Below are 14,095 nucleotides of genomic sequence, written 5' to 3'. Positions count from 1 at the left end.
TCAACACTCCCATAAAGGTAAAAATATAGATAATATAAGTCTTAATGATATCAAATATTTTTTAGAACAAGTTAATAAACTAGAACATTGTCCTACGGATTTGTTAAATTCATTAGACCAAAATTTAACTGCTTTAATTCTTAAAGTAAATAATATAGGAGAACATAATTTAAAGCTTACAAAAACTAAATTGCTTGAAAAAAAGGATTTTTCGGGGGATTTAAAGGATTTAATTGAGATAACCTATTTGGAATTTACTGAAAGCATAAAAAATATTGAAGGGTTTTTAGCTCAAAAACAAGCCTCTCTCAAGAAAGAAATTAAAAAAATCTTACCAGAAATTCTACAAATTTTATGTGCTAAAATAAAAGAATGGTATGATATTGATACTCCTGAATATACCAAAGATGTATTAAAAGATATTACCTTAAAATTTAATCAAACTATTTCTCCTAGAAAGAGATTAAAACTTTCTTTTTCTAAAAAAGTAGATATGTATAAGGAAAATGATGATGATAGTAATCAAACTGTGGAAACAACTGCTATAGATGATAGTATGAAAAAATATTATGAACTAATGGGAGAACATACTAATACTATATGCGATTAAAAACAGTATTAATATTATAGTCTTTTTGAGGTCCTAGAACTCGGTAGTTAAGAGTAAAAGAATCAGGATTTAAAAATATATAGGTAGCATTATATTCATCACTGCCGCATAAATGGCTACCTGTAGCTCTTGAGTTATCTATAAAATCTAAACTATGAAATAAGCTATTTTCTGCTTTGGCAAAATATTTTACAATATTATTATTTTCTAAAATATATCTATATTCTTTATTAGCAAGGATTTGATGATCGTAGTCGTTATAGTGAATTTGCAATTCCTCTTTATAGATTAATTCATTTAAACTTTTAAGTAGGAAATATGCTATCCCCTCACCGTAACCATAATTATCTATAATTCTGTTAATTCGGTATTTTCCGGATAATCTTAAAAAAATTTCTTTTGCAAAAATACTATTTAATACCCCCAATTACTCATAATGTCCCCACATGCTAAGTATTTTTATTATTTTTTCTTTTTCAAAGATTTCATATACCAATCTATGCTGTAAATTAATTCTTATAGAATACTTACCTACTAAATCACGGTAAAGTTTTTTACTATTTGGAAGAGTGGGATTAACAGCTAAATCATTACATAATTGTTCTGCTTTATCTATTAATTTAGCTGCAATTAATTTATCTTTGTCAGCTATAGTTTTTTTGTGATATATCAAAGTATATTTCATTTTTTCCAAAATTTCTCATGGCTAACAAATTCCTCTAATGGTTCTTTACTAGCTTCAAGGATTCTTTTTACTAAGCCCGGTTTAGAGTACAAATATAAAGTTTCTTGCAATCCTTCATAGTCTTGTTCTGATATGATTACCGCATTATTACGTTTTCCTTTTATATAAATAGGTTCATGAGTTTTATTTGTCTCATCAATAAGATTAAATAATTTAGCTCGTGCCTGCGTGCTTGTATAAATAGTCATAATATTATCTCTGGGGAGTTATATGTTTAAGTGTACACTATTACGTACATAATAGCAAGAATTAACCTATGCTTAGCGGTAAATTATACCGAGATAATCTTGAAAAAATTTCTTGGATTGGATTGTTTTTTTTGAAGGCATTTGGTGTTTTGTTGTATTATGCAGAAAATACCGCAATCGTCATTGCGAGCGACTGTAAGGAGCGTGGCAATCCAAAAAAAATAATAAAAAAATGCTAAATTTAGCATTTTTTACTGGATTGCTTCGTCAAAATTTGCAGTTTTTTTTCGCAATGACGAAAAACTCATGCAATCACAGCTAATTCTGCAATATTTTCATCAGCAAATTAATCTCTTCACGTAATTCTATATCATTTTCCAGTAATTCTTCTACTTTCTTAATAGCATGCATAACCGTCGTGTGGTCTTTTTTACCGAATTTTTTGCCGATATCTGCTAAACTTTTCGGGGTTAATGCTTTACTAAGATACATGGCTATTTGACGTGGTCTTGCAACTTCTCGTAATCTTCGAGAAGAAGACATATCAGATAATTTAATATTATAACGACTAGCTACCTTTTTCTGAATATCTTCAACGGTAATTATTCTTTCATTAGAACGTAATAAATCTCTTAAAATATTTTGTGTATTTTCGAGTGTAATTTCTTTTAAAGTAAAATTAGAATGAGCTATCACTTTATTTAAAGCTCCTTCAAGTTCTCTAACGTTTGAAACGATTTTAGATGCTAAAAAATCAATTACGTCTTTTGGTATTTTAACGTTCATCTGTTCAATCTTAGATTCTAGAATACCGAGTCGTAGCTCATAAGTAGTACTATGAACGTCGGCAACTAAGCCCCATCCAAGACGAGATTTTATCCGATCTTCAATATTATCTAAATCTGAAGGTGACCTATCACAAGAAATAACCATTTGACGGTTATTATCAATCAATGTATTAAAAGTATGGAAAAATTCTTCCTGCGTACTATCTTTACCGCAAATAAATTGAATATCATCAATCATCAACACGTCAACCGAGCGAAATTTCTCTTTAAACGAGATTACTTCTTTATTACGCAAAGCTTTAACAAACTGATACATAAACTTCTCTGCCGACATATATATTACTTTGCGGCTTGGGTTATTCTGCTTGATATACCAACCGATTGCATGCATTAAATGAGTTTTACCAAGCCCTACGCCGCCATATAGAAAAAGCGGATTAGACTCAGAAACCGCACCTGATGATTCCGCAACCGCTCTTGCTGCTGCATAAGCTAGTTCATTTGGGACTCCAACTACAAAATTATCGAAAGTAAAACGTACGTCAAGGGTTGAAAAGATATTTTCCGAATTAAGCTCACTGCTGCCGATATCGGCAAAAGTCTTAGTAGGTAATTCTATAACTGTTTGGGTTGTCCCAGGTAACTCTTTAGTAATTATTTCAATTGACTTAATGGTATTATTATAATGTTGAAATAGTTGCAATATGACCATAGAGTATTTGGATTTTATCCAATCTCTAACAAAGTTAGTAGGGGCACAAAGAATAACGGTATTTAATGAAGACTCTATAAAATTGACTTTACTAAACCAGCTATTATATAGAGTTTCACCGTAATGATTGTAAAGATCTTGAGCCACGTGACTCCAGACATTTACATAATTATCACCTTGATCCGTTAAAATTATTTGATTAGTACTCACTTAAAACTGCCACGGTAAGTTATTTTGTTTCCAGCCTTTGTCTTGATTATTTCCTTCAAAGCCGTCACTAATATTATAACAATTTTTATAACCTATATTAGTTATAAAATTTGCTGCGATAAATGACCTATATCCTGAACGGCACAGAAAAAATATTAATAAACTTCTTGCATAACTTGCTTCTAAGGGTAATTTGTACGTCAATCCGGTACTCGCATCTGCGTGATTATCTATATACGCTGCGGTGCTGCGTGCCGTGTTTCCTTCAAATTCCTCCTTATTAGCGGATGTTTGTAAGAAGTTTGTTGCATCTATTTTATCTTTAATTATAGATAAAAAATTATCTTCAAAATCTTTATTCAATTGCCAACTTAGAAAGATCAACTTATTTTTATTATCTAAATGAGGTATTCCAACTTGTTGCCACTCTTCTTTAGTTCTAACATCCACAAGAAAAGCATTATCATTTGAAATTAATATATCATAAGCTTTTGTAGAACAGATATTTTGAACCGACATATTTACGCTTTTTGCTGTTATTGATAATAAAAGTTAATAGAATTTTACCCATGTAGAATGGATTTATTAGAGTGCTTAATTATTAAAGCATTTTAAAATGATCTTGGTATATAGGCTCTATAAACAAAATTTAAAATAATCTATTTTAGTTCTTTTTTGCTGCAAATTATAAGATTTTTTTGAAATAGAAACAGCTATTATTGCAAAAATCTTATTAATTTTCGCTAAAAAATACCTTAAAATATAAATAATTAAAATTTTGTTTATAGGACCTTAGTAATTTTAATAATATTATTATAAAAAAATTTTGCAAGATGTTATAGATGAATAAATTAAATAAAAACTCTTTACAAAAGAAACTTTTTTACCGTAGTAAAAACCGCGGTTGCAAAGAAATGGATTATATACTCGGTAGCTTTGCCGAAAAGTACCTATCCTTAATGGATGAAAAAAAACTTGGTAGCTATTCTTTAATACTTGATCAAAATGATAATGACCTTTATAATTGGATTAATAATAAATCTTCTGCTCCTTCTTATCTAGATGCCGAAATAATTGATAAATTACGCAAAATAGCAAAAATATAAATTCCTATAGAATGTTACAACAAAAATTTCCGGCGGCTGCCAAATCTTTCTTTGCAATCGATAGTTTTACTAAGAATTTTAAGCAAGATTTTATCTTGAGTGCGAGTAATGAAGAGGAGGCGTTGCAATTATACAAGCAAGCTTTATTTTTTTTTCTTCTAATGAAAATATTTATTACTTTCCAAGCTATGATACTATCCATTACGACCATACGTCACCAAATGCAAATATCTTATCTAGACGTGCAGAAATATTAACCAAGCTAACAACAAATAATAGTAACGGCAAATTACTCATCACTCATGCAGCGAACTTATTAAACAAATTACCGCCGAAAGATTTTTTTTCTAAATATTTTTTAAAACTATCTCCTAAAATGAAATTTACTACGGATGAGCTTGCTATGTTTCTAGTAGAAAATAGTTTTACAAGAAATGCGAGTAGCATCGATGTCAGGGAATTTGCGGTTAGAGGCGAAATCATTGATATAATATTGCCTGGTCCTAAAGCTTATAGAATTAATTTTAGCTGGGATTATATTGAATCAATAAAAGAATTTGATATTGATACACAAATTTCAACTAAATATTGCAGCGAACTCATTATTAGTCCTGCAAATGAGATAGTTTTAAATTCTGAAACAATCGGTAATTTTAAGAATAATTACTTACGAAATTTTGGAGTTAATCATACCGATAATCCTTTATATGAGGCGGTGATATCGGGAAGAAAATTCGCAGGATATGAACAATTACTTCCGTTATTTTATAATTCCTGCTCTAACTTAGTAGATTACCTAAACAATCCTACTTTCATATTCGATAATTTATCAAAACAAGCCATTTTAGAGTTTGAGCATAGTTATAACGATTTTTATTCAGCAAGGTCAGAAGCGAATAAACTTAAATTTAATAGTTTCTATCCCACCCTTTCACCGACTAGCTTATATTTTACCGCTTCTGAAATAACAGAATTACTAGAGCAAAAAAATAATATATTGATTAGTTATGAAAATTCTGAGCAAGCAACTCTAATTGAAAATATAGCTGCTACAAGCTTTATAGAAAAGAAAACGGTTTTCGATAAATTATTTGAGATTATTAAAGCTCATTCTTCTAAAAAAATTGTAATAGGTGCAGCTTCTTTAAGCGGTCTTGAGAGAATTAAAAGCATCACCCAAAATTATGAATATAAATATAATGAGATAAATAAATTAGATGAGGCTAAGGCTTCAGTAATAAATGTCGGGATAATTCCTTTAAATCAAAGCTTTTATACTAAAGAATATTTATTTATTACCGCTAGCGAATTATTAGAAGAAAAATCTAGCTCTACAAACACTAACAAAAAGCTTAAAAATATCTTGCTGGAGCTTGATAATTTAGCTGAAGGTGAGTTTGTAGTACACAAAGATCATGGAATAGGGCAGTTTTTAAAGCTAGAAGCTTTAGAAATCAAAGGCAAACTACATGATTTTTTAAAGATTTTATATGCCGGTAATGATAAATTATATATACCGGTTGAAAATATAGAGGTAATAAAAAAATACGGTAATGATAATGCAGAGCTTGATAAGCTTGGCAGTGTCTCATGGCAAAGAAGTAAGGCGAAACTTAAAAACCGTATAAAAGAGATAGCACTGCATTTAATACAAATAGCAGCTAAAAGGAAACTTAATAGCAGTGCTTCCGTTGAATTTGACCTTGAAGAATATGATAAATTTTGTGCTAATTTTCCTTTCAGCGAAACGGAAGACCAGTTAACCGCTATAAACGATATTAAAGAAGATCTAAGAAACGGTATGTTAATGGATAGGTTAATATGCGGTGATGTTGGGTTTGGTAAAACAGAGGTAGCAATGCGTGCCGTCTTTATGGTAGCAAAATCTCTAAATGAACATTTATCTCAAGTAGCCGTAGTTGTACCGACAACTATTTTATGTAGTCAACATTTTTCAAGGTTCATAGAAAGGTTTAAGGGATTTGGTTTAAATATTAAGCAATTATCTAGCGTTATTAGTTCTAAAGAAGCAAAAATTATAAGATCGGAGCTTGAAAACGGTAAAATAAATATAATAATAGGCACTCATTCTTTATTACACAAAAATACAAAATTCTTTAATTTGAAATTGTTAATAATCGATGAAGAACAACATTTCGGTGTCGGTCAAAAAGAATTTCTTAAATCGCTAAAATCTTCTTCCCATGTACTTGCAATGTCGGCAACACCGATTCCTAGAACGCTGCAAATGTCAATGACCGGTTTAAAAGAACTTAGCATTATTGCAACGCCGCCTCTAAACAGATTGGAAGTTCGGATGATGGTTATGCCGTTTGATCCCGTTATTATCAGAGATGCATTATTACGCGAACATTTTAGAGGTGGAAGAAGCTTTTATGTAGTTCCAAGAATTAAAGATATAGAGGATATCGAAAAACAATTAAAACAAATCGTACCGGAATTAAGTTATAAAATAGCTCACGGAAAAATGACCCCGAGTAAAATTGATGAGGTTATGAGCGAGTTTTATGCCGGTAAATTCGATATACTAGTCTCAACTACTATTATAGAATCAGGAATTGATATAGCCGAAGCAAATACCATGATCATACATAAGGCCGATATGCTGGGGCTTAGCCAGCTATATCAATTGCGTGGTCGGATAGGTCGAGGTAAAGTGCGGGGCTATGCCTATCTAATGGTAGCAAGTCATAAAAAGATGACGTCGCACTCCTTAAGACGTTTAGAGATAATACAAAATAGTTGTGCTTTAGGCTCAGGCTTTACTATTGCAAGCCATGATATGGATTTACGTGGCTTCGGTAATTTGATAGGTGAAGAACAATCAGGACAAATTAAAGAAGTAGGTACGGAACTCTATCAAGAAATGCTGGAAGAACAAATAGCTATTTTTAAAGATGAACCGATTGTCTCGGAACAGCTATTTATCCCGACTATTAATTTAGGATTATCCGTCTTTATTCCCGATAATTATATATCCGATTCAGCCCTTAAACTTGGGCTATATAGAAGAATAGGTAATTTAAGCAATGAGATAGAAGTAGAGAAATTTAAAGATGAGATGATTGATAGATTCGGCTCACTACCGATTGAATTTAATAATTTACTTGATATTGTAAAAATAAAACTATTATGCTTTAAGTTAAATATTGAGAATTTAGATTCAGGAGATAACGGATTTGTAATTAAATTTTATAAAAATGCCGATATGACCGATAAAATTTTGAAATTCGTTAGTACTTACTCTAATCAGGCAAAAATCAAACCGGATAATAAATTAGTATATATCAAGAAATTAGTAGATAAAAATATAATTACCGAGGCAAATCAGTTACTTTGGAATTTATCGGAGGTGTAGGCATAATTATGTTATTTCCTGCACTCTTCTATGTCATTCCCGCGAAAGCGGGAATCCAGTGTAAAGCGAGATAAATCGAGCTTTTAATTTCAAAAATTTGTTGTATTTATACTTTTTTTCTGGATTCCCGCCTACGCGGGAATGACATAGAATGTAATAGAAATAATAACCATGCCCCATAACCTAAAACAATTATTCCAAAAACATAAAGTAAAAGGTTTGTCGATTAATTCTAAAACCGTTAAGGAGAATGATATCTTTTTTGCGATTAAAGGACAAAATGTCGATGGAAATGATTTTATAAATGATGCTTTAAATCAGGCGGTAGCATTAGTAATTACGGACAACGAAAAGAAATCTAGTATAGATAAAGTAATTTACGTAGAAGATGTACAAGCAGCTTTATATGAAGCTATAGAAATCTTTTATCCTAAAAAACCAAAGAATCTAATAGCCGTAACCGGTACTAACGGTAAAAGCTCGGTAGTGTCCTATATAGCTCAAACATATTCATTACTTGGAAAAAAAGCCGCATCTATAGGTACGATAGGGGTAGAGATTTTTGGCTGCGATAATCTTATAAATGATGTGCCGGAATTAACCACGCTTGATTATTTAAGCTTTAGAAAAATTGCTCATAATTTAGCTGAAAACAATATAGAATATTTAGCTTTTGAAGCTTCTAGTCATGGTTTTAATCAAGCAAGACTTGGGGAAATAAAAGTAAATATCGCATGTTTTACTAGCTTTAGTCAGGATCATCTAGATTATCACCATACAAAAGAAAATTATTTATTAGCCAAACTGAAATTATTTACCGAGCATTTATTACAAGGCGGTCTTGCAATATTAAATTCCGATATAGAAGAAATAGAGTTTATTAAAGATTATCTGCGTAACCATAATATTAAATTTATCACTGTTGGAAAAAAAGATGATGTACAAATAACTAAAATTAATGGTTCTTTAAAAGGACAGGATATTAATTTTACGTTTAATGATAAAGCATATAATTTCCATACGTCGATAATCGGTAGTTTTCAGGCTAGCAATTTGTTAATTGCCGCTCTTAGCATTCATTATATCGGATTTGATTTTAATAAAATAATCGAAATTCTAACCCAAGTTAAACCGGTAAAAGGCAGAATGGAGCGAATAGGCAACACTAATATTTTTGTTGATTATTCCCATACTCCGGATGCTCTTGAAAAAGCTTTAACGGAACTGAAAAATGTTAAATTACGTGATAGTAAGCTAAACGTAGTTTTTGGTTGTGGCGGTAATCGTGATAAAACAAAAAGAAGTCTTATGGGGCAGATAGCTGCAAGACTCGCTGATAACGTCATAATTACCGATGATAACCCACGTCATGAAGACCCAAAATTGATCAGAGCTGAAATCATAAGCGGTATAGAGAAAGCGGATTATACGGAAATAGCAAATAGAGAAGAAGCTATTAAATACGGGATAAATAATTTAAAACAAGATGATATTTTATTAATTGCCGGCAAAGGTCATGAAAATTACCAAATTATAGGCGATAAGAAATTACCTTTTGATGATGCTGAAATTGTGAGAAAACTAACGTCATTGTAAGGAAAGGCAACGTCTTGACGCAACAACACCAGCAAATGCTTGCGATGATGGGTTGGGCATACACGTGGGCAATGCCATGCGGGGATGACATAAACAAGCCATACAACAACACATAAATAACAAAAACATATGATCTGGAACTCTAAAATTTTAAGTGCTGCTCTCGGTATAACAATCTCTAATTCTATCAATTGTAATGAGGTGCAATTCAACTCCAAAGACGTTAAAAAAGGTGACTTATTTATAGCACTTAAAGGTAATAGAGACGGTCACGATTATGTTCTAGATGCAATAGATAAAGGAGCGGCAGCCGTAATTGTTAGTAAGCAAGTAGAGATAAATGATAAAGATAAAATTATCCTAGTTGATGATTGTTTTGAGGCTCTACAAAAAATGGCTTTATATAAACGAGAGAATTCAAAAGCTAAATTCATAGCTATCACCGGTAGTGTCGGTAAAACCTCCACTAAAGAAGCACTGAAGATATTATTGCAACATGATTCCCTAGTTTTTGTTAGCAGAGGTAATTTCAATAACAAACTCGGTATGCTTATTAATCTTGCATCAATGGCTGATGATACGGAATATGCCATTTTTGAGCTTGGCATGAACCATAAAGGCGAGATAAGGGAACTGGTTCAAATATTAAAGCCGAATATTGCCATGATTACTAATATTTCGGAGGCTCATTTAGAATTTTTTAACTCGCTTGAAGAGATAGCTGAAGCTAAATGTGAAATTTTTGAAAATTTTAGCAAAAATGATATTGCCGTTATTAATGCCGATACTAATTGTTATAGCAAAATATTATCGATATTAAAAAACCTTTCTATTGATAAAATATATAGTTTTGGAACATTATCTATAAAATCAACTGCTGTTTCAAGGTTTCTCAATCGTCATTGCGAGCAGTCGAAGACTGCGTGGCAATCCAGAAAAAATAATAAAAAATGCTATAAATTAGTATTTTTTACTGGATTGCTTCGTCAATTACTATGTAATTTCCTCGCAATGACAAAAAAATATGAGCTATACAACAATACTACTACACCTGCACAATTAGTTTTATATGAGACCCTAGGAGAGCAAGTCCACTTAAAGTATAAGATAAATAATAAGTCCTTAGAGATAACTATACCGTTCATTCCTCGGCATTTTGCTGAAAATTATACCGGTGTACTTTTAATTATCGATATATTAGATAAAAATATAGAGATAGCTGCAAATCACTTAGCAGATATTGCTCCTACTAAAGGAAGAGGGGAGATTATCAATATACAAAATTGTCGTGTAATTTGTGATTACTATAACGCAAGCCCGCAGTCAATGAAAGCTGCATTAGAATATTTAAAACAAGTACCTGCCGAGAATAAAACCGCTATAATAGGCGGTATGTTAGAGCTGGGGGAAAGCTCTAAACCGCTACATGAAGAACTAATACCTTATATACTAAATGCCGGGTGTTCTAAAGTTTATTTAGTAGGAGTAAATACTAAATATATTTATGATTTACTACCTCCCAAAATAGCTAAAAAATACTTTAAAAATGTTGATGAATTAATTACGCATATCACGGATTTATTTGAAAGTAATGAGCTTATCTTAATAAAAGGGTCAAGAGGCGTAAAACTTGATAAGATTGTTGATTATTATAAATAAATACACTAGGATATTTTTAATGTTGTGTGGTTTGGTAAAATGGTTGTCACCCTGTGGCTTGACCACGTGGTCTAGTGAAAAGATGGATACCGTGGTCAAGCCACGGTATGACATCGAGTGCGTTTTTCTAGCTATACAATAATACCTTAAATCTACAAATGTTATATAATCTTTTACTTCCTCACATTCATAATTCACATATAGCTAATTTATTTCACTATATTACTTTTCGTAGCGGTCTTGCTATTATTATAACTCTAAGCTTTAGCTTTATCACGGGTCCGATATTAATAAAATTTCTACGATCTCTTCAAAAAAATGGTCAGCCTATACGCTCAGACGGACCTGAATCGCATCAAACAAAAGCAGGTACTCCGACAATGGGAGGCATTATGATTATTTTGTCTAGTTGTCTCTCTACTTTATTACTTGCTGATTTAACTAATAAATATATTTGGATTACGTTATTTGGTTTTATTAGCTTCGGTATTATAGGATTTATGGATGATTATGCTAAGGTAACTAAAAATAACCATTACGGGGTAAGGGGAAAAAGTAAGCTTTTACTGCAAGGAATTATCAGTTTAATCATATGTGTTTTACTAGAATATACTAATAAAAATCCAAGTCATTTACTTAACGTACCGTTTTTTAAAAATTTAAGTTTGGATCTTGGTTATTTTTATATAGTTTTTGCTATATTTGTTATAGTCGGCTCTTCTAATGCCGTGAATCTAACGGATGGGCTTGATGGTCTTGCTACTGTTCCTATTGCTTTTACTGCCGGTTCTTTTGCTTTAATAAGTTATTTAGTAGGAAATCTAATTTACTCAAATTACTTGCAACTAACCTATATACCGAATACCGGAGAGTTAGCGGTATTATGTGCGGGATTAGTCGGTAGCTGTCTTGGATTTTTGTGGTTTAATGCACAACCGGCAGAAGTTTTTATGGGCGATACCGGTAGTCTAAGTCTTGGTGGTGTACTTGGCATTATTAGTGTCATTACTAAGCATGAAATAGTTTTAGCTATTGTCGGCGGCTTGTTTGTTATTGAAACTGCATCCGTAATTTTACAGGTATATTATTTTAAAGCTACTAAAGGAAAAAGAATATTTAAAATGGCACCGCTCCATCATCATTTTGAAAAACACGGTTGGGCAGAATCAAAAGTCGTAATAAGATTTTGGATTATTTCAGTTATATTTGCTCTTATAGGCTTATCATCCTTAAAATTACGTTAACTATACTCGTTTATCTACTTTTCATTTATTGAGAATATATTAACATAAATTAACTTTCCCTTTGCTTTTGTACAAGAAATTTACTATAATGCCGACATTAATTTATAGTAGGTGTATGGCGTGGCTAAAGAAATAGATATAAATAAATTATTAGCACAAGAAAATAATGCTTTAAATACTATATTAAGCCAAGTAAATGAATTATGCGAACAAAATAAGAAGTTGCAAGGTTTAATCGAAATACAAAATGAAACTAAAGAACTAGAAAAAGAACATAATATATCACTGCCTTGGTTTAAAAGACTTGTAAAAACAGTTTCTAATGTAAAGTATATTTTTGTAAAAAGTGAAGAACAGTTAACAAATGAAGCAATAAAGTATAATAACAAAATATTAAAAGATATTGATAATAAGATATATAATATAGCGGAAAAATTTGCACCTTTAAAGCAAGAATTACAAGAAGAAATCGAAAAAAATTTTAAGGATTTAACAAAGAAAGATTTATCTAAAGAACAAAGAGAAAGATTATTGGAAGTATATTTTAGTTATAAGAGTAAACCTGAAAGATTCTCAGCTCTAAATATGACAAATCCTTTACAATTTATTAAGGCTGAAGAACTAGAGAAACAATATAATTCTTTAAATGCTACAAAACAAAACATCCAAAATTTAATATCTGAGAATTCTAATATCAAAGAACTTAAGGAAATACAAAAACGGGTTGCTGAAATTAGGGAAGAAATACCTTATACATTTTTTGAAAAATTAAATAATATTTGGCAAAATGTTAAAAGTGTTTTTGTAAATAATAGTGAGCAGGTTTTAGCAAAAAACAAAGAAAGTAATACTAGAACAATTAGAAAGATTGATGAACAATTATATAAAACGAAGCATAAATTTGAGGAATTAATTGAAAATAAGGAAAAAGATATAAACGCACAAGCAAGTCAATTTCCTAAAGATATGCAGTATCGGGTATATAATAAGTTGGTAGACCTTAAATCTAATGATTTAATTTTGCCAATTACTCAAAATGAAACACCTAGTTTTGCAACTATAAAAAAGCCTAATCAAAAACGCTCTAATACTACAAGTTTAAAAGTTGATATTCCAACAATACCCTCAAACTCAGAAAGTTTTAGATCAAATGAACCTATAAACGATTCTATATCAGCTACAGAAGAAGTACACAAGAGATTATTTTGTTCGGAGAGCCTACCCACAGCAGAAGAACTTAAAATAACAAAACCGCAAATGACATTTCAGAGTTTTAGGCCAAATGCTCCTATAAGCAACTCTATATCAGACACAGCAGAAAAACCTAAAATTCTATTTGAGGAGATAAGCCGAGAAGAAATTGATCGTATTACTAAACTTGGAAGTAGTATTAATTCTCATATGTCTAATTCGTATGAGCAATACAAGGATGTTGCTTCAGTTTACGCAGCAAGAGAAGCAGCCAGGAGTTATAGTAGTAGTGATAGTGACTCTGGATTTTCTAGTGATGTTAGTACTAAACCAAAAACTCTAAAAACTAGAAGCGAACGAGATGCTACAAAGGTCACGCAGGTTCAAAAAGTTTTGAGCGGCAGAAATTCACAAAAACCATCATTTGTTAGAAGTTAATCTTTAAGTATGCTTTGTTGTGTGGATACCTAAGCCGTCATTGCGAGGAGCCGTAGACGTTATTGCATGGCTCGGTTTTTGTCATTCCTGCGAGAGCAGGAATCCAGTAAAAACTATAAAAAACTTGTTTTTTTAGGTTTATTTTATCAATTAATAGTAATTTTATAGCAGTATTAAAGTTATTTTTTGGATTACCGCTTCTGCGGGAATGACATAAAGGGAGTGTTGA

Annotated in this window: 13 protein-coding genes and 3 pseudogenes; 8 read left to right on the top strand and 8 right to left on the bottom strand. The window is 31.2% G+C overall.

Annotated elements, in window-relative coordinates:
* A partial coding sequence (locus SB78_RS10955) for a hypothetical protein (RefSeq protein WP_241773749.1) occupies positions 1-610 on the top strand: 610 nt, incomplete at its 5' end.
* On the opposite strand, the gene SB78_RS10135 is transcribed toward SB78_RS10955, so the two are convergent.
* From SB78_RS10135 to SB78_RS10940, 6 genes and pseudogenes are all read right to left on the bottom strand, one after another.
* Positions 597-1,037: a DUF6314 family protein gene (locus SB78_RS10135; RefSeq protein WP_041078939.1), complete on the bottom strand. Its 441-nt coding sequence runs from the start codon at positions 1,035-1,037 to the stop codon at positions 597-599. The two genes, SB78_RS10955 and SB78_RS10135, sit on opposite strands and share 14 nt — an antisense overlap.
* Complete coding sequence (locus SB78_RS04560) at positions 1,038-1,283, bottom strand: type II toxin-antitoxin system RelE/ParE family toxin (RefSeq protein WP_241773748.1); 246 nt, start codon at positions 1,281-1,283, stop codon at positions 1,038-1,040.
* A gap of 8 nt (positions 1,284-1,291) precedes the next feature.
* A complete protein-coding gene (locus SB78_RS04555; RefSeq protein ID WP_041078937.1) occupies positions 1,292-1,543 on the bottom strand; it encodes a type II toxin-antitoxin system Phd/YefM family antitoxin in 252 nt (83 codons plus the stop codon).
* 318 nt (positions 1,544-1,861) lie between these two features.
* Entirely contained in the window at positions 1,862-3,253 is a 1,392-nt protein-coding gene (gene dnaA, locus SB78_RS04550; RefSeq protein ID WP_041078936.1) for a chromosomal replication initiator protein DnaA, read from the bottom strand.
* A pseudogene (locus SB78_RS10950) lies at positions 3,254-3,412 on the bottom strand (rhodanese-like domain-containing protein); the annotation flags it as partial.
* 147 nt (positions 3,413-3,559) lie between these two features.
* Positions 3,560-3,772: pseudogene (locus tag SB78_RS10940) on the bottom strand (rhodanese-like domain-containing protein); the annotation flags it as partial.
* Between the two features lie 323 nt (positions 3,773-4,095).
* Here SB78_RS10940 and SB78_RS04540 point away from each other — a divergent pair.
* Together SB78_RS04540 and mfd are read left to right on the top strand one after the other, a co-directional pair.
* Positions 4,096-4,359 carry an FAD assembly factor SdhE gene (locus SB78_RS04540; protein WP_011270705.1) on the top strand — a complete coding sequence of 88 codons (264 nt, stop codon included), beginning with the start codon at positions 4,096-4,098 and terminating at the stop codon, positions 4,357-4,359.
* 11 nt (positions 4,360-4,370) lie between these two features.
* A pseudogene (mfd, locus tag SB78_RS04535) lies at positions 4,371-7,738 on the top strand (transcription-repair coupling factor).
* A gap of 33 nt (positions 7,739-7,771) precedes the next feature.
* On the opposite strand, the gene SB78_RS10130 reads toward mfd, so the two are convergent.
* Positions 7,772-7,918: a hypothetical protein gene (locus tag SB78_RS10130; RefSeq protein ID WP_199402783.1), complete on the bottom strand. Its 147-nt coding sequence runs from the start codon at positions 7,916-7,918 to the stop codon at positions 7,772-7,774.
* Between SB78_RS10130 and SB78_RS04530 the strand changes: the two genes are divergently transcribed.
* The 5 genes from SB78_RS04530 to SB78_RS04515 all read left to right on the top strand — a co-directional run bounded on the left by SB78_RS04530 (position 7,910) and on the right by SB78_RS04515 (position 13,866).
* Positions 7,910-9,334: a UDP-N-acetylmuramoyl-L-alanyl-D-glutamate--2,6-diaminopimelate ligase gene (locus SB78_RS04530; protein ID WP_041078934.1), complete on the top strand. Its 1,425-nt coding sequence runs from the start codon at positions 7,910-7,912 to the stop codon at positions 9,332-9,334. The genes SB78_RS10130 and SB78_RS04530 overlap by 9 nt on opposite strands.
* A gap of 129 nt (positions 9,335-9,463) precedes the next feature.
* Positions 9,464-10,993 (top strand): UDP-N-acetylmuramoyl-tripeptide--D-alanyl-D-alanine ligase, encoded by a 1,530-nt coding sequence (locus SB78_RS04525; RefSeq protein ID WP_041078933.1) that lies wholly within the window; start codon positions 9,464-9,466, stop codon positions 10,991-10,993.
* A 19-nt stretch (positions 10,994-11,012) separates the two neighbouring features.
* On the top strand, positions 11,013-11,135 hold the full coding sequence (locus tag SB78_RS10935) for a palindromic element RPE4 domain-containing protein (RefSeq protein WP_241773747.1): 123 nt from the start codon (positions 11,013-11,015) through the stop codon (positions 11,133-11,135).
* 16 nt (positions 11,136-11,151) lie between these two features.
* Positions 11,152-12,237, top strand: a complete 1,086-nt coding sequence (mraY, locus tag SB78_RS04520) for a phospho-N-acetylmuramoyl-pentapeptide-transferase (RefSeq protein WP_041078932.1) — start codon at positions 11,152-11,154, stop codon at positions 12,235-12,237.
* A gap of 120 nt (positions 12,238-12,357) precedes the next feature.
* Positions 12,358-13,866, top strand: coding sequence for a V-type ATP synthase subunit I domain-containing protein (locus tag SB78_RS04515; RefSeq protein WP_041078931.1), 1,509 nt, complete (start codon positions 12,358-12,360; stop codon positions 13,864-13,866).
* 37 nt (positions 13,867-13,903) lie between these two features.
* On the opposite strand, the gene SB78_RS10385 is transcribed toward SB78_RS04515, so the two are convergent.
* Positions 13,904-14,095: hypothetical protein (locus tag SB78_RS10385; protein ID WP_041078930.1), on the bottom strand; the 192-nt coding region annotated here is incomplete at its 5' end.

The sequence above is a fragment of the Rickettsia asembonensis genome, from assembly GCF_000828125.2.
Classification (GTDB): domain Bacteria; phylum Pseudomonadota; class Alphaproteobacteria; order Rickettsiales; family Rickettsiaceae; genus Rickettsia; species Rickettsia asembonensis.
Note: the sequence above shows the minus strand (reverse complement) of the source record. Positions and strands in the feature narration are given on the sequence as shown.

Coding starts and splice junctions, on each gene's coding strand:
- SB78_RS04555 (WP_041078937.1), bottom strand. CDS start 1,543: ATGACTATTTATACAAGCACGCAGGCACGAGCTAAATTATTTAATCTT.
- SB78_RS04540 (WP_011270705.1), top strand. CDS start 4,096: ATGAATAAATTAAATAAAAACTCTTTACAAAAGAAACTTTTTTACCGT.
- SB78_RS04530 (WP_041078934.1), top strand. CDS start 7,910: ATGCCCCATAACCTAAAACAATTATTCCAAAAACATAAAGTAAAAGGT.
- SB78_RS10130 (WP_199402783.1), bottom strand. CDS start 7,918: ATGGGGCATGGTTATTATTTCTATTACATTCTATGTCATTCCCGCGTA.
- SB78_RS04525 (WP_041078933.1), top strand. CDS start 9,464: ATGATCTGGAACTCTAAAATTTTAAGTGCTGCTCTCGGTATAACAATC.
- SB78_RS10935 (WP_241773747.1), top strand. CDS start 11,013: ATGTTGTGTGGTTTGGTAAAATGGTTGTCACCCTGTGGCTTGACCACG.
- mraY (WP_041078932.1), top strand. CDS start 11,152: ATGTTATATAATCTTTTACTTCCTCACATTCATAATTCACATATAGCT.